This is a genomic window from Amycolatopsis sp. NPDC043889 (assembly GCF_056435645.1).
The window spans coordinates 86,603-109,459 of record NZ_JBWKEC010000002.1 but is presented as its reverse complement, the minus strand read 5'-3'; the positions used below and the strand labels follow the sequence as shown (position 1 = coordinate 109,459).

Genomic DNA, 22,857 nt, shown 5'->3' with positions numbered 1-22,857 from the left:
CCCCGTCAAAGTACCCACAAGGGACACCGTTGCTTGCTTGATGTCCCTTGTGGACGGTCAGGAATACGCCAGCTCCCCCCTTGTCGACCCCATTCCTGCCCAGAGGCTCGATCACGCCACCTTTGCCCTACCCCTCAAAAGGTGGCCTTCAGGACGCCCCGCCCGACAAAGACACGTTTGACCTTCGGCTCAATAGCCGTCCCTACCGCTCACGACCCCTCGGAAAGTGATTCCGACGTCGTTCGAACGTGGTCGACGCCGGACGGAAGACGAGGGACATTGGTCCCGGTGGCGCAGCCTCTTCGGCCGTAGCGCCGCGAAAGTCCGCGGTCCTACGCTGAGCCGATGGACGGACAGCCGGTGTGCCTGCGCGATGGCCGGACCGTCTTCGTGACCCGTGTGAGCCCGGCCGACGCCGAAGAACTCGGCGAGGCGCTCGTCGAAGCGGATCGGGAGACGCTGTACCGCCGGTTCTGCGGGCCGCCTCCGAAGGTGACACCGCGCTTGCTGGCACACCTGACCGAGCTCGATTTCGATCGCCGTTACGCGCTTGTCGCGCGTGACGAGGCCGGGAAGGGCGTGGCGATCGCGCGGTACGAGGCGACGCTCCAGCCAGGGGTCGCGGAGATCGCGGTCGCGGTGACGCCTTGCTGGCGCCGGGCAGGGCTGGCGACGGCTTTGGTCACGAAGCTGGCGGAAGCGGCGTCGCGGCACGGGTTCAGCGAGTTCACCGCCACCTATCTCGCGGACAACCGCGCCGTCGCCGATCTGCTCGACTCGGCGGGGGCACGACAGGTGATCACGGACGGTCTCGCGGACGCGGCGGTGCGGCTGCCGCCCCGTCCTTCCACAGTGGACTGATAGGTCGAAGGTCCCGTCCCCCGGTTACGAACGCCGCTGCCTTCCTGACGCGTCAGTTCCTAACGTCCAAGGCAGTTGCCGAATCAGGATGGGGTGAACCGTTATGCCGGAGAATTCGGGGCACCGGGTCGTCGTCGGTGTCGACGGCTCGGAGTCCGCGATCAGGGCCGTCCGCTGGGCGGCGGATCAGGCGCGCCGCCGCCACGCGGAACTCACGCTGGTACACGCGATCGACGACGAGTCGCTGAGCCATCCGAGGCCGATGCCGACCCGGGAGGATCTCGCGGGAACGATCAGGATGCGCGGACATCGCCTCCTGCGGCAAGCCCGTGACGCCGCCAGGGAGATCGCTCCGGACCTCCACGTCTCACTCCTGTTGCGGCACGAGCGCCCGGTGCAAGCGCTGAAAGACGCGGCCGAGAACGCGGACCTGCTCGTGCTGGGGACCGAAGGTCTGCGTCCCCTGGGCCGGGTGCTGGTCGGGTCGGTGTCCATCGCGCTGGCGGCACGTGCGGCGTGCCCCGTCGCGCTGATCCGCCCGCACGTCGCGGAAGCCGAAGCACCGCAGGACGGACCGGTCGTCGTCGGCGTCGACGGGACAAGGACCAGCGAAGCCGCCCTCGCGCTCGCCTTCGAGGAAGCGTCCTGGCGGCAGACCGAATTGGTCGCCTTGCATTGCTGGGACGACGCATTCCTTTCGGCGGTCTTCGAGGAAACGCACTGGAGCCTGGAGCGGTCCGAGATCGAGGAGAGCGCGAACGAGGTCCTCGCCGAACGGCTGGCGGGCTGGCGGGAGAAGTACCCCGACGTGCGTGTGCACCGGGAGGTGATGCGAGGTCGTCCCGCCGACAAACTGCTCGGGCACGCCGACCGGGCGCAACTGCTGGTCGTGGGCAGTCGCGGCCGCGGCGGCGTCGCCGGAATGCTCCTCGGTTCGACCAGCCAAGCGGTGATGTCCTACGCGCTGTGCCCGGTGATCGTGGCCCGCGAGGCAGCGGACCGGTGACCGGCTCGGCCATGGTCCGGGAAACGGCGGGTCTCACGGCAGACGAAGCGGCGACCGCGCTTCGCCGGGACGGACCGAATACCCTTCCCGCCGCGAAACAGCGGAATCCGTTGCTGACGCTGGCGGGTCAGATGGTCCATTTCTTCGCGTTGATGCTGTGGGCGGCGGCGGGGCTGGCGTTGCTCGCCGGGATGCCGGCGCTGTCGATCGCGATCGTCGTGGTCGTGGTGCTCAACGGTGCGTTCTCGTTCGCCCAGGAGTACCGCGCGGACCGTGCCGCGGAGCGGTTGCGGGATCTGCTGCCGGTGCGCGCGACGGTGCGCCGGGACGGGCGTGCGGTCGTCGTGGACGCGGCGGACCTGGTCGTGGGCGACGTGGTCCTGCTCGAGGCGGGGGACCGCGTGTGCGCCGACGGGGAACTCGCCGAATGCGGCCTGCTCTCGGTGGACGAGTCCATGCTGACCGGCGAGAGCAGACCGGTGCGGCCGGAGGTGGGCGGATCCGTTTTCGCCGGTACGTATGTCACCGAAGGGCACGGCGTCGCGATCGTGACGGCCACCGGCGCCCGCTCCCGCCTCGCCGGTATCTCCGCGGTGACCGCGAACGCCGTGCGGCCGAGAAGTCCTTTGGCCACGCAGTTGCACCGCGTGGTGCGGCTCGTGGCCCTGATGGCGGTCGCGGTCGGCTGCGTGTTCTTCGCCGCGGCCCTCGGTCTCGGCCGCGCGGGAACGGAAAGCTTCCTGCTCGCGATCGGCGTGACGGTCGCGCTCGTCCCGGAGGGGCTGCTGCCGACCGTGACGCTGTCGCTGGCGCGGGCGGCGCAGAAGATGGCGGGCCGCAACGCCCTGGTACGCCGGCTCGAATCCGTGGAGACGCTGGGGGCGACCACGTTCATCTGCACCGACAAGACCGGCACGCTGACCCGCAACGAAATGTCCGTCGTCCGGGTGTGGACGCCGTCCGGGACCGTCGAGGTCGACGGTACGGGATACCGGCCGGTCGGCGAGCTCACCGGCTCTCCGGCGGCGGTGCGGGCGGCGGCGACGCTCGCGGATTCCGCGGCGCGATGCTCTCCGGACGCGCATGCCGTCGAAGAGGCGAACGGGTGGCGGCCGGTCGGCGACCCGATGGAGGTGGCGCTGCACGTCCTCGCCGCACGTGCCGGAGTCACCGGCGCTCCGCCGCCGGTCCGGCGGTGGCCGTTCGATCCGCGCCGGCGCCGGTCATCGGTCGCGGACGTCGACGGCCTCCATGTCTCGGGCGCGCCGGACACCGTCCTGCCACTGTGCGCGGAGGTTTCCGGAGCGGACGAAGCCGTCGCCGCGTTCAGCAGGGCGGGCCTGCGGGTGCTCGCGGTGGCGCACCACACCAAACCGGCAGCGAAAGAAGAGCAGGGAGGGCTGACACTGCTCGGCCTCGTCGGGCTGGAGGACCCGCCCCGGCCCGACGTCAGCGCCGCGATCGTGTCCTGCCGTCGTGCCGGGATCCGGCTGGCGATGGTGACGGGCGACCATCCGGGGACGGCCGCGGCCATCGCCGCCGAAGTCGGGCTGCTCGGGCCGGACCGGCTCGTATTGGAGGGCAAGGACCTGCCGGCCGACGACGAGGCGCTCGGCAGGCTGCTCGACGTCGATGGCGTGGTGGTCGCCAGGGTCGCCCCGGAGGAGAAGCTCCGGATCGCGAAGGTCCTCCAGGCCCGAGGACACGTCGTGGCGATGACCGGCGACGGCGTCAACGACGGGCCGGCCTTGCGCACAGCGGACATCGGTGTCGCGATGGGGGCGTCAGGCAGTGACGTCGCCAGGGAAGCGGCAGACCTGGTCCTCCTCGACGATCATTTCGGCACCATCGTGGCCGCCGTGGAACTCGGGCGCGCGACGTTCGTGAACATCCGGCGCTTTCTCACCTATCACCTGACCGACAACGTCGCCGAGCTCACGCCGTTCGTCGTGTGGGCGCTCGCGGGAGGGCAGATCCCGCTGGCCATCACGGTCCTGCAGGTACTGGCGCTCGACATCGGCACCGATCTCCTTCCCGCGGTCGCGCTCGGCGCGGAGCCGCCGAACCGGCGCACGATGGAGGGGCCCGCGAAGGGCGGTTCCCTGATCGACGGCAGGTTGGCGCGCCGCGCCTTCGGAGTGCTCGGCCCGGCCGAGGCGCTCGCGTCGATGGCGGCGTTCTTGGTGGTCCTCCTCGGCGGCGGGTGGTGGTTCGGCGAGGTCCCGGACACCGCGCTCCTCGCGACCGCGTCCGGTACCGCCTTCACCGCGATCGTGCTCGGCCAGCTCGCGAACGCCTTCGCCTGCCGGAGCGAGTCACGCTGGATCGGCAGGATCGGACTGCGGGGAAATCCTCTGCTGTGGTTCGCGATCGCCTTCGAACTCGCGATGCTGGCGGCTTTCCTCCTGATGCCGCCCCTGCCCGGGCTTCTCGGCGGTACCGTGCCGAGCCCGCTCGGCTGGGTGCTGGCCTTCGCCACCGTCCCGGTCGTCCTGCTCGCCGACACCATCCACAAGGCCGTTCGTGCCCGGTCGTGAGCGGCGCGCGATCCTCGCCAAGGCCGAGAGCTCGTTCTCGATGGCCTTGGCGAGGAAACCGGCGTCCGGCGCACTCGCGAAGTCCAGGGTGATCCCGAAATTGAGCTTGTCGCGATAGGAGAAAGCGGCCACGCCGGTCCGCAGCCGCAAGGCGACCGGGACGTAGGGATAGAGGTCCGCCACCTCGCGTCCGAGCAACCGCAGCGGTGTCCGCGGCCCCGGGACATTCGTGACCACCGAGACCACGTTGTGCTGGGGAAGACCGGCGGCGAGCCGGACGGCCCACGCGACCGGTGCGAACGGGACGGAGGCCGCGACACCGGTCAACGCGGCGCCGGCCTCCGCCTCTTTGCTCGCCTTCAAGGCGGCCGAGCGCCGATGAACCGCGACCAGCCGTCCCGCGGGATCGGGGACGTCGACGGGGAGCAAAGGCAGCATCAGCGAGACTTCGTTGTCGACGCTGTCGTGCTTTCCGCGGACGGAGACCGGCACGAGCGCCCGCATCGCGTCCGGCACCGGCTTCTCGCCTCTTCGGCGCAAAAGGGCCCGGAACGCACCCGTGACGGCCGCGAGTGCCACGTCGTTCACGGTGACCTCGAAGGCACGGCAGACAGCGTGCACGTCGTCGAGGGCGGTATGCGCCACCTCGTAGCGCCGGTCCGGGCCGATGGGGCCGGAGAGCGACGACCGCGCCGCGGGGATGAGCGCGGAGGCGAACGCCGTCAGGCCCGAGACGGCATCCGCGATGCCGCGCATCGCCCGTGAAGGCGAAAGCACCGGCCGTACCACCCAGTTGAGCAGTTCGACGGGAGTCATCAGGAGCCTGCGTGCGGCGTCCTTGAGCAGGTTCGCGGTGCCGGGGTCGGGGACCGGTTCGGCGGGCGCGGCGGCCTGGGGCCCGTCCGTGAAGAGGACCTTCAGCAGCTCGTTGCCGGTGACGCCGTCGGCGACGCAGTGATGCAGTTTCGACAGCACCGCCCAGCGGCCACCGGAGAGCCCTTCCATGACCCAGAATTCCCACAGCGGATGATCCCGGTCGAGGCGTTCTCCCATCAGCAGGGCGACGAGTTCGCACAGCTCCCGTTCCCCGCCAGGTGCCGGAACGGCGATCCGGTGGAAGTGCCGGGCCGCGTCGAACCGGTCGTCGTCGACCCACACCGGTGGACCGAGATCGAGCGGCACACGATGGATCTTCTGCCGGTAGCGCGGGATCAGCGGCAACCGGGCGGTGATCGACCGGACGAAGTCCGCGTGTGACGGTGGCGGGCCTTCGAGCACCGCCACCGACGCGATGGAAAGGGAAGCGTTGGAATCCCCGTCTTCCAGCTCCAGGAACGCCGCGTCGAGCGGGCTCAGATGGTCCATCGGTGCCTCCCGGTTCGTTCAGGACGCGAGATCGCCGGCTTCGGCTTCCTGCCGCAGCGCGTCGAGGACGACGCTTCCGTCGACGGTCTCCTCGCTCATCAATTCGGCGGTCAGGAGGTCCAGCGCTTTCCGATGTCCGCGCAAGGCGCTGACGGCTCGGTCTTCGGCCGCGCGCAGCAGCCGGGCGACCTCCCGGTCGATCACTTGCTGCGTTCTCTCGGAAAAACCGCCGTGCCGCCGCTCGGTCGGGGCATCGGCGAGGAACCGGGCGTGTGCGGCCGGATAGGCGACCGGACCGAGCGCGGTGGACAGGCCGAACTCCGTCACCATCTTCACCGCGAGCGCGGTGGCACCGGCGAGATCGTCGGCAGCGCCGGTGGAACCCTGGCGGAACACCACCAGTTCCGCGGCGCGTCCGCCCAGCCGGACGGTCAGCAGATCGGTGAGATAAGCCTCGCTGTAGAGATGACGTTCGGCTTCGGGGAGTTGCTCGGTGGCGCCCAGCGCCATTCCCGCCGGGAGGATGGTGACCTTCGCGACCGGATCGGCGTGTTCGCACAACGCGGCGATCAGCGCGTGCCCGGATTCGTGCACGGCCACGGCGTGCCGTTCCTCGGGCAGTAAGGCGTTGGACGTTTCGCGACGTCCGAGCAGTATCCGGTCTCGTGCCGAGTCCAGGTCGGCCGCCGTGATGGTCGTGCGCCCGGCGCGGACGGCGTTGATCGCTCCCTCGTTGACCAGATTCGCGAGATCCGCGCCGGAGAATCCGGGCGTTCCGCGGGCGATGCGCCGCAGGTCGACGTCGGGACCGAGGTGTTTGCCGTGCACGTGAACGGCGAGGATGGCCGCGCGTTCGTCCTGGTTCGGCAGGGGCACGGTGACCTGCCGGTCGAACCGGCCGGGACGCAGGAGCGCGTGGTCGAGGGACTCCGGCCGGTTGGTCGCGGCGAGCACGACGATCCCGCTGCCCTGATCGAAACCGTCCATTTCGGCCAGAAGCTGGTTCAGGGTCTGTTCGCGTTCGTCGTGCCCGCCCGTACCGCCGACGCCCCGGCGGCTTCCGACGGCGTCGATCTCGTCGATGAAGATGATGGACGGCGCCCGGTTCCTGGCCTCGGTGAACAGATCGCGGACCCGCGAGGCACCGACGCCGACGAACATCTCCACGAACTCGGAACCGGTGACCGACAGGAACGGCACGCTGGCCTCGCCCGCGACGGCGCGAGCCAGCAGCGTCTTCCCGGTGCCCGGCGGCCCGACCATGATGACGCCGCGCGGTCCTTTCGCACCCGCCGCCGCGTAGCGATCCGGGTCGCGGAGGAAGTCGACGATCTCACTGACCTCCTGCTTGACCCCTTCGTACCCCGCTACGTCCGCGAACCGGGTGGTGGGCCGCTGTGCCTCGATGATCTTCGCTTTCGACCGGCCGAAACCCCCGGCCCCGGCGAGGGACCGTTGCGCACCTTTGCCCATCCAGATCAGGAAACCCACCAGAAGAAGCAAGGGGAGCAGACTGCCGACCCAAGAAAGCACGCCCGATGTGCCCCCTCGCGCGCCGGTGACCTGGACATCCTTCTCCTTCAGCTTCGGCAGCAACTGGTCGTCCTCGAGCGCGACGGGAAGCTGCGTGGTGAACGCGGTCCCGTCACGGAGATTGCCCTTGATCGCCCCTTCGTCGTCGACCGTGACCTTCTCCACCTGCCCCGCGTCTACTTTGGACAGAAGTTCCGTGTAACCGAAGGTGGGAGTCTCGGCGGTCAGCAGATGAGGGAGGAAGAACAGGAGCAGCATCACCAGGAAAGCCGCGGGAACCGCCCAGCGGTGCCGGCCTGAGGATTCAGGCGGGCCCGCGGGTGGGATCGGGTCGGGGGGCGGGCCGGGTTTGGCCGTCCGTGACATCGCTTGTCCCTTCGTGCGCGGGCCCGGTCACCCGCGAAGCACGGCACGCCGTGTCTCGAACTCGTCCTTGTCGATCTCCCCACGCGCGAACCGTTCGTTCAGGATCTCGATCGCGTCGTCGTGACCGGTCGAGGTCTTGGTGGTGCGGCGTAACAGGATCACCGAGACGGCGATGAGGCCGCCGACCAGGATGAGCACGGTGATCAGCATGAGCAGCATGCTGACCCAGCCGCCGTTGGAGTAGTGCCAGTAAGGCATGACTGTTCCTTTCGATCAGTGGCTCCGGTAGCGCACTTCGCGGGTCGCCGGCGTCCCGAGCGGTGCGAGGACCTCGTCGAGGTTCCGGCGCGGGGTCGCGGGCAGGGGATCGGCGTTGACCGGGGCCCAGCCGGTCCGCAGCACCATCTGCGGGAAGGTGCCGCCGGTGACCAGGTCGCGCACCTTCGTCCTGGTGTCCGCGACTTCCAGCGGTTCGGTGAGCGGAGAGGTGGCCAAGCCCAGGCTGGTAGCGGCGAGCAGCACCGCGCTGGTGGCTTCGCCCGCGCGAAGTCGCGACATGGCGTCGTCCGAAGCCGTGCTCAGCACGAGGAGCACGGTCTCGTCCGCTTCACCGGTCGAGCCTTCGGGCTGGCCGAGCAGGGGGTCGGCGAACGCACGCGCGGGCAGGGCGCCGGGGGTGTCGTCCTGTGCGGGTGCGTTCGCCGACGGGACGCCGTCGGGAGCGGTGTGCCTGCCGCTCCAGGCGGCGAGTTCGGTGCGGTACGCCGGGTCCGCCGCGTGGACCTCGGCGGCTTCGAAGATGGCGCGTGCGAGGTGGTAGCGGGCGGCGTCGAGGGCGGGACGCAGGATGGCGCCTTCGTCGGCCGCGTGCCGGGCGAGGGTTTCGAGGTGCCCGGTGGGCACGGTCCAGGAGCTGTGCCTGCGCCGGTCGGTGCGGCGCCGGGGAATGGCGGCGGCCAGCGTGATGTCCTCCTGGGTCGGCTCGTGCCGGTGCAGCTCGACGGACGCCAGGTGGTCCGGCTCCGCCGGATTGGGCAACCGGTGCACCTCGGCCCGCCAGCCCAAGGCCGCGAAGCCGACCCGGAGGTGGTGCAGCGCCGTGCCGCAGCTGAGCATCAGGTCCCGGCCGTCCGGATCGGTTCCGGCCAGCTGCCGGACCCGGTCGGCGTAGAGGTGGACGGTGCGATCTCCGACGCGCCATTGCCAGGGTTGCGAGTTGTGCACCGAAGGGGCGCGGCCGGCCAGGGCCACCGCGGTTTCGACCGTGTAGTCGTCGGGAAGGCCGTGGTCCATCGGAAACCTGCCTCTGCTCAAGGGGGAAGGGGCCTCGTTTCATGGTTCTCCGGACGCTGTGTGTCGTGGAGGGCCAGAGGGCCCGGTTCGCCGGGCCGTTCGTTGCTGTTCTCCCGTGCGGCCGCGCAGGATCGTCGGAAGGGTCCGCTGCCCGCAAGGAGGCGTCCCATGAGTTCCCCCGTCCGCGTCGAGGCTTCGCTCGATCCTGATCTGTCCCGCTGGCTGTGGCTGGTGAAGTGGTTGCTCGCGATCCCGCACTATCTCGTGCTCGCGGTGCTGTGGCTCGCGTTCGTGCCGCTGACGACGGTGGCGTTCTTCGCCATCCTGTTCACCGGGCGGTATCCCCGGGCGATCTTCGAGTTCAATGTCGGGGTTCTCCGCTGGGCGTGGCGGGTGCACTACTACGCCTACGCCGCGCTGGGCACGGATCGCTACCCGCCGTTCACCCTGGCCGACGATCCCGGCTACCCCGCCCGGCTCGAGATCGACTACCCGGAGCGGCTTTCCCGCGGTCTCGTGCTGGTGAAGTGGTGGCTGCTCGCCATCCCGCACTACCTCGTCGTCGCTCTCTTCGCCGGGGGCGGGCTGTGGCTGTGGAACACCTCGGACGACGGCTTCCAGTGGGGAGCGGGCGGATTGATCGGGATCCTGGTGCTCATCGCGGGCGTCGTCTTGCTGGTACGCGGCGAATACCCCAGGCCGATCTTCGACTTCGTACTCGGCATGGATCGGTGGGTGATCCGCGTAGGCGCGTACGCCGCTCTCATGACCGACGAGTACCCGCCGTTCCGGTTGGACTCGGGCGGTACCGAACCCGACCCGCCGGTCGCCGGCCCCGCCGAACCGGCACGGCACCGTCCGGGTACGGCGGGGTGGACGCCCGGTCGTGTCGTGTCGGTCGTGATCGGAGTGGCGCTCGCCGTTCTGGCGACCGGTCTGATCAGCGGAGGTGCGGCCTCGCTGTGGCTGGATCGGGCCGATCGCGACAACGACGGATACCTGACGGTCTCGAGTGCCTACAGCACCGATACCGCTGCCTTGGCGAGTGAACGGTTCACGTTCGTCGCCACCGCGGCCGGCGATGTACCCGTCACGCGTGCGCTCGGCGACATCCGCGTACGTGTGACCGCTCTCGGCCCGAAGGACGTTTTCGTCGGTGTCGCGCCGGCTCCGGCGGCGGAACGCTATCTGAGTGGGACCGACCACGCGACGGTCACCGATCTCGCTTCGGGCGAGCTGGCCGTACACCGCTCTACGGAGTCGCCGGTGCTCCCGTGGGAAGTGGGGATCTGGACGGTGTCGGCGGTCGGCCCGGGCACACAGACGATCACCTGGCCGGACCAGGCCGGTGACTGGACCATCGTGGTGATGAACGCCGACGCCTCGGCCGGCGTGGACGTGCGCGCGGAGGCGGGCGCGACCGTACCGATACTCGGCTGGTTGTCCTGGGTCCTGCTCCTCTCGGGGGCGCTGCTGCTCGCCGCCGGGGTGGCGCTGGCCGCGGTCGCCGTCACCCGTGTCTCGAACGAACTTTCACCGATCAGCCAAGGAGAATCGTGATGCAGGTACTCGTGGTGTTCGAGTCGATGTTCGGCAACACCGAGATCATCGCCAGGGCGATCGGCAAGGGCCTGGCCGCCTCTTGCGAGGTCGACGTCGTGAACGTCGACGACGCCCCGGTCCAGTGGGACGGCCTTGGCCTTCTCGTCGTCGGAGGCCCCACCCATGCGCACGGCATGACCCGCCCCGGGACACGCAAGAGCGCGCGGCAGGAGGTCGAGGGCGGAGTCCGTTCCGCGACCGGCGTACGGGAGTGGTTGAGTGCCTTGCCGCCGGCGTCGCGGCGGGTGCCGGTCGCGGTTTTCGACACGAGACTTCGCCGGGCTCGGTGGCTCACCGGTTCCGCCGCGGTCGGTGCGCGGAAGCTGCTGCTGAAGCGCCACGGGGTTCCGTTGCTGCCGCCGGAGAGCTTCTTCGTGGACGTCGGCAAGAACGCCACGATCCTGTGCGATGGCGAGCAGGAACGAGCCGAAGCCTGGGGTGCCCGGCTCGCGGCACGCCTTCTGGAGACCGCGGCCGGATGACCCTCACGGGTGAGAAAGCACCCACCAGGCGACGAGCAGGCCACCCGAGTTGGTCGCGCAGTGCAGGAGCGCGGGCGCCAGTACGCCCTTTCCCCAGTGCCGCCACCAGTACAGGAAGATCCCGGCGCCGGCCGCCGCGACCATCGCCAGGACCGAGATCAGCGGAAGCGGGAGACCGCCCATGGTGGCGCCGACCGCGGCGTTGCGGACCAAGGCGAGCGAGGGCAGCAGATGCCACAGACCGAACAGGGCGGCGGCGCCGAGGACCGGCGCCCAGCGCCAGCGCTCGCCGGCACCGAGCAGCGCGGGGAGAACGCCGCGGAAGGCCACTTCCTCGACAAGGACAGTGCCGAGCGGAATACGGAGCAGGGCGAGCCACAACAGCTGACCGATCCCCGGCGTCCCGACCCTGCCGTCCTCGAAGAACGTCCGGAGGGCGGGAACGGCCAGCGCCACCGCGAAAACGAGGCCGACCAGCCCGGCGCCCACGAGGCCGATGACGGCGGCGCGGCCGAGGGTATGCCTGCCGAGACCCATGGACGCGAGCCGCAGGCCGGAGAACCTGGCCACGGCGATCAGCACGGCAGCCGTCACGACACCGCACACGGGATACGCCCACCCTGGCAGCACCCGGTTCGCGAGCACCGTGGCGGCGGCGAGCAGCAGCACCGAGACGATGACGGCCAGAACCCGGCGAGGGAGCCGTATATCGATTGGTTGCGTTCGGTCAGTTTGATCGTCGTGGTGCTCTGGCACTGGGCGTTCACCATCCTGCGGTGGTCACCGGACGGGCCGATGCCCACGAGCCCGCTCGGGTTCTTCTCGGGTTTGTGGATCTTCACCTGGCTTCTGCAGGTGATGCCGATGTTCTTCTATGTCGGGGGATACGTGCACCTGGTGTCCTGGCGACGGGCGCGGGCACGCGGGGAGTCACTCTCGCGATACGTCCGGCACCGGATCAGGCGTCTCGTCGTGCCGGCCGGAGCCCTGGTGCTGATCTGGACGGCTTTCGGTGTGACGGCGGCGTCCCTGTCCAATCTACGCTGGATTCGCGGAGCGGTGCTGTTGATCATCAGCCCGTTGTGGTTTCTCGCGGTGTATGTCGTTCTTCTGGCCGTGCTGCCGGTGAGCCTGTGGCTGCACCGGAAGTTCGACGTCGTGGTCCTGGTCTGGCTGGGTGGTGCCGCACTCGGCGCCGACGTGGTGCGATTCCGCTACGGCGTCGACGAGGCGGGCTGGGTGAACATGATCGCGGTCTGGGGTCTCGCCCATCAGGCCGGTTTCTTCCATCGACGGCTCGTCGACGCACCGCGGCGGTGGGGGCATGCGTTGCTTTGGACGGGCCTGTTCGGTCTGGCGGGCTTGGTGTTCTCCGGTCTGTACCCGGGTTCGATGGTCGGCGTTCCCGGGGACCGGTTGTCGAACATGGGGCCGCCGACGTTCGTGATCGTCGCGCTGCTGACGTTCCAGATCGGCTTCGCCGAGGTGACCCGCCCGTTCTTCGAACGACGGCTCGCGAGGCGGCGCTGGCGCCGGTTCATCGGTCTGCTCGACCACTACGCGCTGCCGCTGTTCCTCTTCCACACCACCGGGATGGCGCTGGCGAAGGCCTGCGTCTACTTCATCTTCGGGAACGGCCTCTCCGACGACCGGCTCCCTGATCTGATCTGGTGGCTGCAACGGCCGATCGCGGTACTCGGTTCGTTGTTGTGCACGCTCCCATTTCTGGTGCTCTTCGGAGGAGGGCGGATCGTGGCACGATTGACAGGTAAGGCAAACGTGGCGTGATCGGCGTTTCGGGTTCTCTTGAGCCGAAAGTGAGAAGTGTCGTGTCCGATGGCCGGCCCGGGTTGGCGTCACGGTTGTTCCGGCGTCACCAGGGACCACATCGGCGGGTGGTGAGGGCCTCCTTCCCCGCCTTCAGGGTCTCGGCAAAGTCGGCTATCCGCTTGTGGGCGTGAGTGGCGTTTCGGGTTATCGATGGGTAAGACAAATATCGCGTGACCGAGCCTCTGCGGTGAAGGACCCGTCCGCTTGGTCAAGGCAGAGAGGTGGCAGACAGCTGCACTCTGTGTGTCCACAAGGGACGCTTTCCAGTGACGAAATGTCTGCTTCAAAGCCATATGCCCGTTTTGGCGAGGGGGTCGTGAGTGGCAAGTAGGGTTCTAACCCTCTTTGCCGCTCACGACCCCCATCGACAACCGTGCAAATCGCTCAATTCGGGCACTGGCACCTCGAGAAGCGTCCCTTGTGGACAGTCGGGAAGGTGTCTTTTCGGCGAGTCCCGCTCCAGTCGCCAACTGCGGCACGCCACGTTCGCCTTACCTCGCTATAGAACCCGAAACGCCACTCGCGACCATGACAAAGTAGAACCCTCGAAAACCGTACAGATGCGCATCAAACGGAAATCCAGCTGTCGGCTGGCGTCCTTTGTGGACACTGTCCGTTCAGGCACCCTGTCGCCTGCCCCGTTCGAATCACCGAGAGCGGCACCGGCCGGCGTTTATGCGACTTTCTCGGGACCAGAGTCGGCAAGGAGGCCCTCACGACGCCGGTGCGCCTGTCGCGACACACTTCGGGGCGCCTTCGGCTTACCCCTCGATAACCCGAATAGCCACTCACGACCCGCGCCCGGCGAGGGCCGTAGCTCTCTTCATCGCATCGGACGCGGCGAAGGGAGGCCTTCACCCCACCACCGAGCCCGCCCAGCACACGACACGTTCGACTCGCGGCTCAGCTCCGCCAACAGGCTCTGAGACGTGAGGACCTTCGGCCCTCCATCGACGACGGCATGAGGAGGACGGTGAACGGCGTGTGACCGAGAGAGTCGTGACCGGATACACCGGGCGGCGGGGCGGAAGGCGGGAACCCATGCATGCGCAGCGAGGAGACTGGCTGGTCATCAAAGGTCCGGTGGTCGGGAAACCGGACCAGCGTGGCCTGATCATCGAGGTCCGCAATCCGGACGGAACACCGCCCTACGTCGTGCGCTGGCCACAGGACGACCACGTGTCGACGGTCTTTCCCGGCCCCGACGCCGTTGTCGTGACGGAGGCGGAGCAGAACGCCGCGGACGAGGCGGAGCGCGCCCGGCTCGCGGCCGCGAGGGAGGCCATCGCCGTGCGGCACTGGTCGTGACCGGTGACCGTCGGCCGCGCCGCCCGATCAGCGCGCAGGACAGGTTGTGGCTCAAGCTGGACGAACCCGCCAACCCGATGCTCATCACGGCCGTGCTGTGGACGGCGAGCGAAGTGGATCCTGAGCGCCTGAAGCGGGTGGTCGCCGACCGGCTGGTCGGATGCTATCCGGTGTTCACCCGGCGTCCGGTCCGCGAAGGTGGTGCCTGGTATTGGGAGGACGACCTGGAGTTCAGCCTGGACAGGCATCTGACGGTGAGCGAGCTGCCCGCGCCCGGGACCAGAGAGGTCCTGCAGGACCTGGTCGCGGCGCGAAGAGGCCGGCTCCTCGACCCGGAGCATCCTTTGTGGACGATGGAGCTCTACCGTGGCTACGGCTCGGGGTCGGCGGTCGTCCTGTGCTCGCACCACGCCATGGCGGACGGCATCCGCCTGGTCCAAGTCCTGTTCGGATTGTTCGACCCGGTGGACGGGGACGACAGGCCGGTGAGGATCGGCGGGGTGGGGCCGCGTGGGACCGACTTTTCCCGCGCGCCTTCCAGAGCCGCGGCGAAGGTGGTGAAGGCACTCAACGGGTTCGGTGAGCGGCTGGAGGGACCGATCGCGCGCGTGACCCTGGGCTGGCCGTTGCTCGGCCTGACCGCGGCCGCGGGGCTCACCGGGGCGGTCGCCGAGATCGTGACCACCGCCTTGCCGTCACGTCCGGCCACCGTGGTGAGATGGTTGATGGCGCAGGGATTCACCGCGCGCAACACCGTCGACGGTGTGGTCGGGCTTCTGGCGCCCGCCGCGCCCTGGTCGGGAGACCCGGGACCGGAAAAGGCCGCGGCCTGGGGAGACGCCGTGCCGTTGGAGCTACTCGCCGATGTGGGCCGCGCCACCGGAACAAGCGTGAACGACGTGTGCGTCGCCCTGGTCATGGCCGCGTTCGAGCGGTACGCCCGAGAAGCCGATCCGGGGCGGGGCGAGGCGGAACTGAATTGGCTCATCCCGGTGAGCCGTTCGGACTTCGATGCTTCACTTCCTCCGGAACTCGGCAACGATTTCGCGCTGATACTGGCAGGTTTTCCTCTGCGGCAAAAGAACTTCCGGGAGCGGTTGGATGGCGTGCATCGCCGTGTCTCCGGTATTCGCGAGTCGCTGGAGCCGGTCCTCACGTTCGGTGTCCAGTGGCTGGCGGGCAGGGCACCGGAGGTGGTCTCGGAACCGTTGACGCGGTTCTTCGCGGCCAAGACGGTGGGCGTGCTGACCAATGTCCCTGGACCGCGCCGGCCGGGCGAACTCGCCGGGGCCCGTGTCGAAGGCGTCGTGGGCTGGGCGCCGTGCAGCGGGAAGCAGGCCGTCACGGTCTGTGTGTTCAGCTACGCGGGTTTCGTGCGATTCGGTTTCGGGACTGATCGGTCACTCGTGCCCGACCCCGGACTGCTGGTCGCCGCGCTGGAAGACGCGGTGACCGACGCCGCCGCGCTCACGAACCGGTGAGCGCGGCGGCGCGCTCGGCGATGGTGCCGAGCAACGCGCGGGTGGTGAGCCGGGCCCCGGGCCGGATCGCGTGCCAGTAAAGCGCTATCGCGTGCCGGGCGGCCGGGTCGGTGACGGTGATCCTGGTCTCGATGGTCAACCGGCAGCCCTTTTCCTCCCGTGGTGTCACGGAGAACCCCACGGCGATCGTGCCGCTGTGGGGATGGGTGAAGTCGCGAAAGGACTCCGCCGTGACCTCGTACCACTCGGGAACGGCGGTCCAAAATCGCCCGGCGGCACCCAGGACCATCTCCTGCCCGGGCCGCTCGCCGAGAAAAGCGCATCGTTCACCGAGCATGGTCTCGCCGAGATCGGGAAAGTGCCCGTGCTCGCGGAGCGCTTCGGGGAGGCCTCGCGCGTGGACGAGCGTCCGGACCCACGGCGAACGCACGTCCGCGGCCCGGAGCTCGCCGATCGCCCGGTACAGCGCGTCGGCTGGAACGTCGACCCGCGAGGTCTCCGTGAGAACGAAGGCCGGATGTGGCGCGAAGACGTCGAGCAGCGTGGGGTGGCGGCCGGTACTCACCGCGCCTCCGGACACGCGTTCTCGGCATCTCGAGCGATCGTCCGCAACGTCGCGGCGTGAATGGCCCTGATGAACGGCGAGGCCACGGCCCAGTACAGCCGGAATCGGGAGAGACTCGCGGAGTCCGTGAGTGTGACCCGGATGTCGTAGGACAGCAGGGAGCGCCGTTCACCGTATCGGCGGACGGACAACGACAGCACGATCTTCCCGTAACCCGGTTCGAGGAAGCCGGCGAACTCACCGGGCTCGACTCGCCGCCACTCGATCACCGGTCGCCAGAACTTGCCCGCGACGCCCGCGGCCAGTTCGGCGCCGGGTCGTTCACCGAGGATGACCCAGTCGGAATCCGTCGTCATGTCGTCGAACGTGAGCCGGGTGGGCACCGACGGGCCGCGACGGCGCCGGAATCGCTCGGGCAGGCCACGAACCCAGCCCGCGGCGCGAACGAGCGGGCCGCTCACCTCCATGAAATCGAATCCGCGTATCGCGGCGTAGGTCGTGACGGTGTCGGCGTCGACCACTCGGTGGCGGAGCACGGAAAAGGCGGGTTTCGGTGCGAACCGGCCGGCCAGTAGTTCCGCGGTGGCCGTCGATGGCGAGCGCGTTCCGCTGATGGGCATCGCGGGGTCTCCTCTCCGGAAAGACAAAGGGTTCTCCGAACCCGTGCACGGCGGGAGGGCCGAACGTCCCGCACCGGGCGGGCCAACGACCCGGCGTATCGGGGCGCCAGGCACTGACCTTCCCGCCACGACGAAGGCAGGCTTGGCCGTAGCACTTCGTGGAAGGCGGTCGAGAGATGGCAGAAGGGTTCGACGACAGCCGGTCGAAGCCGGTGGTGGCCGGAATCGATGGCTCGTGGTCGGCCGTGGAGGCGGCGCGCTGGGCCGCCGGAGAGGCTCGCCGTCGCGGACTTCCGTTGCGGCTCGTGCACGCGTACGAATCGGCCGGACGTGACTATCCCACTCTGGAGGTCACCGCGGCGGAGGTGCGTGAAGCCATGCGGGAGACCGGGATCGTGCGCTTGAGTGCCGCCGGGAAGACCGCCGCGGCCGCCGCGCCCGGCCTGGACATCACGACCGAGGTCGTGGAGGGAGACACGAGGGAGGTACTCGTCGAGGAATCGCGACGGGCTGCCCTCGTGGTCCTCGGTTCGCACGGGCTCGGAAGCGTCGGCAGATTCCTGCTCGGCTCTTCGGGAATCGCGCTGGCGGCCCGCGGACAGTGCCCGCTCGTGGTCGTCCGGGACGGTGACGCGCGTCCAGGTCCGGTACTGGTCGGTGTCGACGGCTGGCCCGACTCGGCGGCCGCCGTGCGATTCGCCTTCCAGGAGGCATCGGAGCTGGGAACCTCGGTGACCGCACTCAGAACGTGGAGTGAGCTGGGCCCGGTCGAGCCGGGCGTGCGGCGTCTCGGCGGATCGAGAGCCGTCCACGACTCCGCACGGCGTGCCTTGGCCGCCGAGGTGTCCTCGGTGGCACACGAGTACCCGGGTGTTCCCTTCGGTTGCGTGGTGGTCCGAGGACGAGCGGGCAAGGTCCTCCGGGAATACGGCGAACGAGCGGGCCTGATCGTGGTCGGAACCCGTGGCCGGAGCGGATTCGCCGGGATGCTGCTCGGCTCGGTGAGCCAAGGCCTGGCAAGCCGGGCACCGTGTCCGGTCGCCGTCGTCCGGGTGGACACCGGGATTCGGAATTCGCACTCCAAGGAAGGAAGCAGCACATGAACGACGTCGAGAACGCGCGCGCGGCCAAGGAGGCACGGGACGCGATCGCCGCCGGATCCGGTCCGTCCCGTTCTTCGGCTGAACTGGCGGAGGCGGCGATGCGGAGATATTTCGCCGCGGAGTCCTATCGCGCTCGGAAGCGCGAGGAACCGTCCGAAGAGGACGAAGAGGACGAAGAGCGTCCGTCATGACCGGAATGGCCGTCCGCGACGTCATGACCCGGGAGGTCTGCTCGGTGCGGAAAGGTACCCCGATCGCGGATGTCGCCGGAACCCTCGCGGGCCGGGGAATCAGCGCCGTTCCCGTCGTGGACGACGATCGCGATGTCGTCGGTGTCGTTTCGGAGGCCGACCTGTTGCTCAGACATGTCGAGTCGGTCGGCACGCCGCGGCCACGGGTGCCGGGTATCCGCTCGAAAGCGGACGGGCGTACGGCGGCGGACGTGATGAGCACCCCCGCGATCACCGTCGAAGCCGACCTTCCGGTCACGGAGGCCGCCCGGTTGATGGTGGGCAATCGGGTCAAGCGGCTGCCGGTGGTCGACCGCTACGGCAAGCTGACCGGGATCGTCAGCCGGGCCGACCTCGTGCACGCCTTCGTCCGGACGGACGCGGAGATCCGGGACGAGGTCCTGCGGGACATCTCGGAACTGGCCCGTCGCCCGTCGCGGGGTGAGGTGCGGGCGGAGGTGGAGAGCGGGATCGTGACCCTGCGAGGTGAGGTCGAGCGACGGAGTCAGGCGGTTCTGCTGGCGGCGCTGGTGCGTCGCATCGCGGGCGTCGTCGAGGTAGTCGATCGCGTCCGGTTCGGGTGGGACGACGAGGCGAACAGGCCGGCCGGATGACTGAGTGGTCACCATCGCCGCCCCGGTGGCCTCCGTCTCGTGAAACGCTTCTCCTGGCCGGGGTGCTGACGATGCTCGCCGCGGGTGGGATCGCCCGCGTCGTGAGCCCGGTGGCGGCTTCCGTGCTGTGGGCGGCCGCCACCGCGGTGATGTTCGTACCCGCGACGCTCTGGGTACTCGCCGACCTGCGGGCGGGCAGGTGGGGAGCCGACGTGCTCGCCGTGCTCGCGCTGGGCGGCACTGTCGCGGTCGGGGAGTACCTCGCCGGGGCGATCATCGCGGCGATGGTCGCGACCGGCCGGCTGCTCGAAGCGGCCGCGCGTCGCCGGGCCGGACGCGACCTCTCCGCGCTGCTGGCACGGGCGCCGGCCACGGCCCATGTGCGCCGAGGCGACCTCGTCGAGGACGTTCCGGCCGCTTCCGTGCTACCGGGCGACGTGGTCGTCGTGCTGCCCGGCGAGGTCGTTCCGGTGGACGGGCTGGTCCAGGGTGCGGGGATCTTCGACGAGTCCGCCCTGACCGGAGAAGCGGAGCCTGCCGATCGTTCGGGGGAAGAGGTCCGCAGTGGTGTCGTCAACGCCGGCGCCGTCGTCGAGGTGTCGGCCTCCGCGACCGCCGACGCCAGCACCTACGCCGGAGTCGTCCGGCTCGCGGAGCAGGCCGCCTCGGCCACCGCGCCGATCGCGCGGCTGGCGGACCGGGTGGCGGTCTGGTTCCTGCCGACGGCACTGGTGATCGCCGCCCTCACCTGGGTGTTCACCGCGGATCCGACACGCGCGGTGGCGGTACTCGTCACCGCCACGCCCTGCCCGCTGCTGCTCGCCGTACCGGTCGCGGTGACCGGCGGAATGTCCCGGATGGCGCGGTCGGGGGTGGTCGTCAAGGACGGTGCCGCGCTGGAACTGCTCGGCCGGGTCCGCACCCTCGCGATGGACAAGACCGGCACCGTGACCGCGGGCCGTCCGGAGATCACCGCGGTGGTCTGCGCACCGGACGACTCGGCCGATCGCGTTCTCGGGATCGCCGCGGCGGTGGAGGAGTTCTCACCGCATGTGCTCGCCGGATGTGTCGTGCGGGCGGCGAGGACCGCCGGAGTCGCGGTCCCGCCCGCCGAGGTCGTGTCCGAGACACCGGGGCGCGGGGTCGAGGGGACGGTGAACGGGAAGAGGGTCCGGGTGGGCAGGCGGTCCGGAAGCCTTCTTCCCGGCTGGGCGCTTGGCGTGGAACGACGAGGAAGGCTCGACCTGGCCTCCGTGATCTGGGTCGAGCAAGATGAGAAGCCGGTCGCCGCGCTGCTGGTGCGGGACGGGCTCAGGCCGGACGCGGCCCGGACGCTGCGCCGTCTGCGTTCGGCGGGACTGACGCGGATCGTCCTGCTCACCGGCGATCGCGTCGGCAACGCGGAGGAGGTGGCGGCGCTGCTCGGACTCGACGACCTGCACGCCGAATGCTCCCCGGCGGACAAGATCTCGTTCGTGCGCGGGGAAAGCGAGCGCGCGGTCACCGCCATGGTCGGGGACGGGATCAACGACGCGCCGGCCCTCGCTGCCGCGGATGTCGGTATCGCGCTGGGCTCGCGCGGTTCGACGGCCGCGGTCCAGGCCGCCGACGCGGTGATCTTGGACGACCGCATCGACCGGCTTGCCGATGCGGTGGACATCGCGCGCCGGGCGAGGCGGCTCGCGGTGGAGAGCGCCGGGATCGGCACCGGCTTGTCGGTGCTCGCCATGCTCGCGGCGGCGGGCGGATGGTTGGCACCCGTGCTGGGGGCGTTGGTGCAGGAGGGGATCGACATCGCCGTCATCGGGAATTCGCTCCGGGCTCTTCTCGCTCCGCGAGCGTCTCGCCCGCGCGCGCCGGAAGGGTTGGTCGGGCGATTCGCCGGTGAGCACGAAACCTTGCTGCCGGTCCGTTCCGCGGTACGCCTGGCCGCCGACGCACTGGCCGAGGGCGCGGGGCAGGACGCCGACGACGCGGTCCGGCACGCCGGCAAGTTGCTCACGGAGCGGCTTCTGCCGCATGAACGGGCCGAGGAGGAACAGCTGTATCCGGCGCTGGCCGAAGTGCTGGGAGGCCCGGACAGTACGGTCACGATGAGCCGGGAGCACGCCGAGATCGAGCGGTTGATCCGTCGATTGCGCAGGCACCTCGACGAGGCGCCGGACGGCATCCGATCGGACCAGGTCGATGACCTCCGGGCGACGCTCTATGGCCTCGACGCGATTCTCACCCTCCACTTCGCGCAGGAGGAAGAGGCCTACTTCACGCTTTGAGGGACGGCATGTGGTTGTCGTCGCTTGGCCGGCTCTCGCCTCTGCGTTCAGTGCGGGCCCAGAGACGTAACTCGCGTGCTCAGAGACGTAACTCGCGTGCTCAGAGACGTAACTCGCGTGATCAGAAGCGTAACTCGCGTGCTCAGAGACGCTGACCACCGGCGATCCGAGGGCGGTGGTCCAACGCGGTCACTTCGAACGCCCACGCCAGGTCGTCGGCTCCGACCACACCGGCCAGACCGCCGGCCCGGGTGACCAGGACGAGATCGCGGCCGGATCGGGGAAAGCCACGCTCCATCAGCGCGGCCACCGGTGCGTCGACGCCGACGACCGTGACCGCCCGATCCTTCCCCGCGACGTCGGTGATCCTGGTCGCGCACCGGGCGTCGGCGGGCACCTTGAGCAGATCGCCGAGGCTGACGACGCCGAGAGGAACGCCGTTGAACGACAGGACCGGAAAAACACGTTCGTGACTCGCACCCGCGGCGTATTCGGCGAAGGCGTCCACTGTCCACCAGCCGGGTGCGATCACCGGTGCGGAGTTCATGATGTCGCCCACCAGCAACCCGCCGAGCCGTTCGCGCAACGGACCGGCGGCGAACTCGGCCTGTGCCGCGAAGATCAGGAACCAGCCGAGCAGGACGAGCCAAAGGCCGGTGAACTGCCCCAGGAAGACCAGTTGCGCGAAACCCGCCATGGCCAGGACGGCTCCCAGCACTTGACCGGACCTGTCGGCGATGGCGCCTGCCCGGGCACGGTCACCCCGCCGCCACCAGATGACCGCTCGCAGGATCCTGCCGCCGTCCAGCGGCGCGCCGGGCAGCAGGTTGAACACCGCGAGCAGGAGGTTGCTGACCCCGAGCCAAGCCAGGCCGCCGACCGGCAACGGCGGCAGGGCACCCGCGGCCAGGAAGGCGCCACCGAGTGCGGTGCCTCCGATCAGCAGGCTGGCGAGCGGGCCCGCCACCGCGATCCGGAAATCGGCTTTCGGCGTCGGTGGTTCACCCTCGAACTCGGCCATGCCACCGAGCATCCACAGCGTGATCCGCCTGACCGTCACACCGTGGAGCCGCGCGACCGTGGCGTGGGAAAGCTCGTGGAGAAGAAGCGAAACGAGGAAGCCCGTCGCGGTGAGCCCACCGGTCACCCAGTACCACGTGGTGTTCGCGCCGGGAGCAGCTTGAGGCAGGACGGCCGACGCCAGGAGATCGGTGATCAGGAGGAGCACGACGAGTACCGACCAGTGGGCTCGTACGACGACTCCGGCCCACCGGCCGAGCGGGATGGCAGTGCGGAACATCGGGTCCCCTTTCCCGGGCGTCGCTGTCCGGTGTTTTCGCGGAGCGGACCCCCAACGGTTCTCGGGACACGGACGGTCGACTAGGGCCGAACAGCCTCGGTCACAGGGCCGTCCGCCGAGCCGGGACCTTCGGCACTTTCGACCGGTGCCGCCGCCGGAACACGGTGGATCCCTCGGACGGACAACGAACCAAGGAGGTTCGAATGCAGGGGAAACGCTGGACCGTGGAGATCTTCATCGACGAGCACGAAGCGCAGACGCGAGCGACCGCGAGACTGGTCAACCGGGATGACACCGGCTTGACGGGCGTGGGAGCCGCGCGACTCAATCCGGTGGACGCGAATGTGCCCGAGATCGGTGACGAACTGGCCGTCTCCCGTGCGTTGAGCGAGCTCGCACACCGGTTGCTCGACGCGGCCGCGGCGGATATCGAGGGCGTCACCGGCAAACCCGTTCATCTCGGCCGCTGACCCGCCGAAGCCCGGCGT

At 69.5% G+C, this 22,857-nt stretch carries 20 protein-coding genes and 1 pseudogene; 13 read left to right on the top strand and 8 right to left on the bottom strand.

Annotated features, from left to right (window positions below; genetic code table 11):
• Positions 1 to 345: 345 nt before the first annotated feature.
• From AC0685_RS06055 to AC0685_RS06045, 3 genes are all read left to right on the top strand, one after another.
• A complete protein-coding gene (locus AC0685_RS06055; protein ID WP_478224563.1) occupies positions 346 to 861 on the top strand; it encodes an N-acetyltransferase family protein in 516 nt (171 codons plus the stop codon).
• 103 nt (positions 862 to 964) lie between these two features.
• Positions 965 to 1,867 carry a universal stress protein gene (locus AC0685_RS06050; RefSeq protein ID WP_478224562.1) on the top strand — a complete coding sequence of 301 codons (903 nt, stop codon included), beginning with the start codon at positions 965 to 967 and terminating at the stop codon, positions 1,865 to 1,867.
• Positions 1,864 to 4,404 (top strand): cation-translocating P-type ATPase, encoded by a 2,541-nt coding sequence (locus AC0685_RS06045; protein ID WP_478224561.1) that lies wholly within the window; start codon positions 1,864 to 1,866, stop codon positions 4,402 to 4,404. Before AC0685_RS06050 ends, AC0685_RS06045 begins: the two co-directional genes overlap by 4 nt.
• A 69-nt stretch (positions 4,405 to 4,473) precedes the next feature.
• Here the strand turns inward: AC0685_RS06045 and AC0685_RS06040 are convergent.
• The 4 genes and pseudogenes from AC0685_RS06040 to AC0685_RS06025 form a co-directional block, all read right to left on the bottom strand.
• Positions 4,474 to 5,769 (bottom strand): annotated as a pseudogene (locus tag AC0685_RS06040) (wax ester/triacylglycerol synthase family O-acyltransferase); the annotation flags it as partial.
• 18 nt (positions 5,770 to 5,787) lie between these two features.
• Entirely contained in the window at positions 5,788 to 7,668 is a 1,881-nt protein-coding gene (gene ftsH / locus AC0685_RS06035; protein ID WP_478224560.1) for an ATP-dependent zinc metalloprotease FtsH, read from the bottom strand.
• A 27-nt stretch (positions 7,669 to 7,695) separates the two neighbouring features.
• Positions 7,696 to 7,926, bottom strand: a complete 231-nt coding sequence (locus tag AC0685_RS06030; RefSeq protein ID WP_478224559.1) for an SHOCT domain-containing protein — start codon at positions 7,924 to 7,926, stop codon at positions 7,696 to 7,698.
• Between the two features lie 15 nt (positions 7,927 to 7,941).
• Positions 7,942 to 8,961 carry an Acg family FMN-binding oxidoreductase gene (locus AC0685_RS06025; RefSeq protein ID WP_478224558.1) on the bottom strand — a complete coding sequence of 340 codons (1,020 nt, stop codon included), beginning with the start codon at positions 8,959 to 8,961 and terminating at the stop codon, positions 7,942 to 7,944.
• Positions 8,962 to 9,129: 168 nt separating this feature from the next.
• Between AC0685_RS06025 and AC0685_RS06020 the strand changes: the two genes are divergently transcribed.
• Positions 9,130 to 10,521 carry a DUF4389 domain-containing protein gene (locus AC0685_RS06020; RefSeq protein WP_478224557.1) on the top strand — a complete coding sequence of 464 codons (1,392 nt, stop codon included), beginning with the start codon at positions 9,130 to 9,132 and terminating at the stop codon, positions 10,519 to 10,521.
• A complete protein-coding gene (locus tag AC0685_RS06015; protein ID WP_340681354.1) occupies positions 10,521 to 11,045 on the top strand; it encodes a flavodoxin family protein in 525 nt (174 codons plus the stop codon). The genes AC0685_RS06020 and AC0685_RS06015 overlap by 1 nt, the downstream gene beginning before the upstream one ends.
• A 3-nt stretch (positions 11,046 to 11,048) precedes the next feature.
• Here AC0685_RS06015 and AC0685_RS06010 read toward each other — a convergent pair whose 3' ends face one another.
• Positions 11,049 to 11,714 carry a CPBP family intramembrane glutamic endopeptidase gene (locus tag AC0685_RS06010; RefSeq protein WP_478224556.1) on the bottom strand — a complete coding sequence of 222 codons (666 nt, stop codon included), beginning with the start codon at positions 11,712 to 11,714 and terminating at the stop codon, positions 11,049 to 11,051.
• A 48-nt stretch (positions 11,715 to 11,762) separates the two neighbouring features.
• Here AC0685_RS06010 and AC0685_RS06005 point away from each other — a divergent pair, with 48 nt between their 5' ends.
• The 3 genes from AC0685_RS06005 (at position 11,763) to AC0685_RS05995 (ending at position 15,664) form a co-directional block, all read left to right on the top strand.
• The gene (locus AC0685_RS06005; RefSeq protein WP_478224555.1) at positions 11,763 to 12,833 is read left to right on the top strand and encodes an acyltransferase family protein; all 1,071 of its coding nucleotides are present in this window, start codon (positions 11,763 to 11,765) and stop codon (positions 12,831 to 12,833) included.
• A gap of 1,083 nt (positions 12,834 to 13,916) precedes the next feature.
• The gene (locus AC0685_RS06000; RefSeq protein ID WP_478224554.1) at positions 13,917 to 14,183 is read left to right on the top strand and encodes a DUF1918 domain-containing protein; all 267 of its coding nucleotides are present in this window, start codon (positions 13,917 to 13,919) and stop codon (positions 14,181 to 14,183) included.
• The gene (locus AC0685_RS05995) at positions 14,180 to 15,664 is read left to right on the top strand and encodes a WS/DGAT domain-containing protein (protein WP_478224553.1); all 1,485 of its coding nucleotides are present in this window, start codon (positions 14,180 to 14,182) and stop codon (positions 15,662 to 15,664) included. Before AC0685_RS06000 ends, AC0685_RS05995 begins: the two co-directional genes overlap by 4 nt.
• On the opposite strand, the gene AC0685_RS05990 is transcribed toward AC0685_RS05995, so the two are convergent.
• The gene (locus tag AC0685_RS05990; RefSeq protein WP_478224552.1) at positions 15,651 to 16,229 is read right to left on the bottom strand and encodes a hypothetical protein; all 579 of its coding nucleotides are present in this window, start codon (positions 16,227 to 16,229) and stop codon (positions 15,651 to 15,653) included. The two genes, AC0685_RS05995 and AC0685_RS05990, sit on opposite strands and share 14 nt — an antisense overlap.
• The gene (locus AC0685_RS05985) at positions 16,226 to 16,849 is read right to left on the bottom strand and encodes a hypothetical protein (protein ID WP_478224551.1); all 624 of its coding nucleotides are present in this window, start codon (positions 16,847 to 16,849) and stop codon (positions 16,226 to 16,228) included. The genes AC0685_RS05990 and AC0685_RS05985 overlap by 4 nt, the downstream gene beginning before the upstream one ends.
• Positions 16,850 to 17,025: 176 nt before the next feature.
• Here AC0685_RS05985 and AC0685_RS05980 point away from each other — a divergent pair, with 176 nt between their 5' ends.
• The 4 genes from AC0685_RS05980 to AC0685_RS05965 all read left to right on the top strand — a co-directional run bounded on the left by AC0685_RS05980 (position 17,026) and on the right by AC0685_RS05965 (position 21,069).
• Entirely contained in the window at positions 17,026 to 17,952 is a 927-nt protein-coding gene (locus AC0685_RS05980; RefSeq protein ID WP_478224550.1) for a universal stress protein, read from the top strand.
• Complete coding sequence (locus AC0685_RS05975) at positions 17,949 to 18,143, top strand: hypothetical protein (RefSeq protein ID WP_478224549.1); 195 nt, start codon at positions 17,949 to 17,951, stop codon at positions 18,141 to 18,143. Before AC0685_RS05980 ends, AC0685_RS05975 begins: the two co-directional genes overlap by 4 nt.
• Positions 18,140 to 18,796 (top strand): CBS domain-containing protein, encoded by a 657-nt coding sequence (locus AC0685_RS05970; RefSeq protein ID WP_478224548.1) that lies wholly within the window; start codon positions 18,140 to 18,142, stop codon positions 18,794 to 18,796. The genes AC0685_RS05975 and AC0685_RS05970 overlap by 4 nt, the downstream gene beginning before the upstream one ends.
• 71 nt (positions 18,797 to 18,867) lie before the next feature.
• Entirely contained in the window at positions 18,868 to 21,069 is a 2,202-nt protein-coding gene (locus tag AC0685_RS05965; RefSeq protein ID WP_478224891.1) for a heavy metal translocating P-type ATPase, read from the top strand.
• Between the two features lie 142 nt (positions 21,070 to 21,211).
• On the opposite strand, the gene AC0685_RS05960 is transcribed toward AC0685_RS05965, so the two are convergent.
• Entirely contained in the window at positions 21,212 to 22,369 is a 1,158-nt protein-coding gene (locus AC0685_RS05960; RefSeq protein WP_478224547.1) for a site-2 protease family protein, read from the bottom strand.
• A gap of 203 nt (positions 22,370 to 22,572) precedes the next feature.
• Here AC0685_RS05960 and AC0685_RS05955 point away from each other — a divergent pair, with 203 nt between their 5' ends.
• Positions 22,573 to 22,839 (top strand): DUF1876 domain-containing protein, encoded by a 267-nt coding sequence (locus AC0685_RS05955; RefSeq protein ID WP_478224546.1) that lies wholly within the window; start codon positions 22,573 to 22,575, stop codon positions 22,837 to 22,839.
• The last annotated feature ends 18 nt before the right edge of the window (positions 22,840 to 22,857 follow it).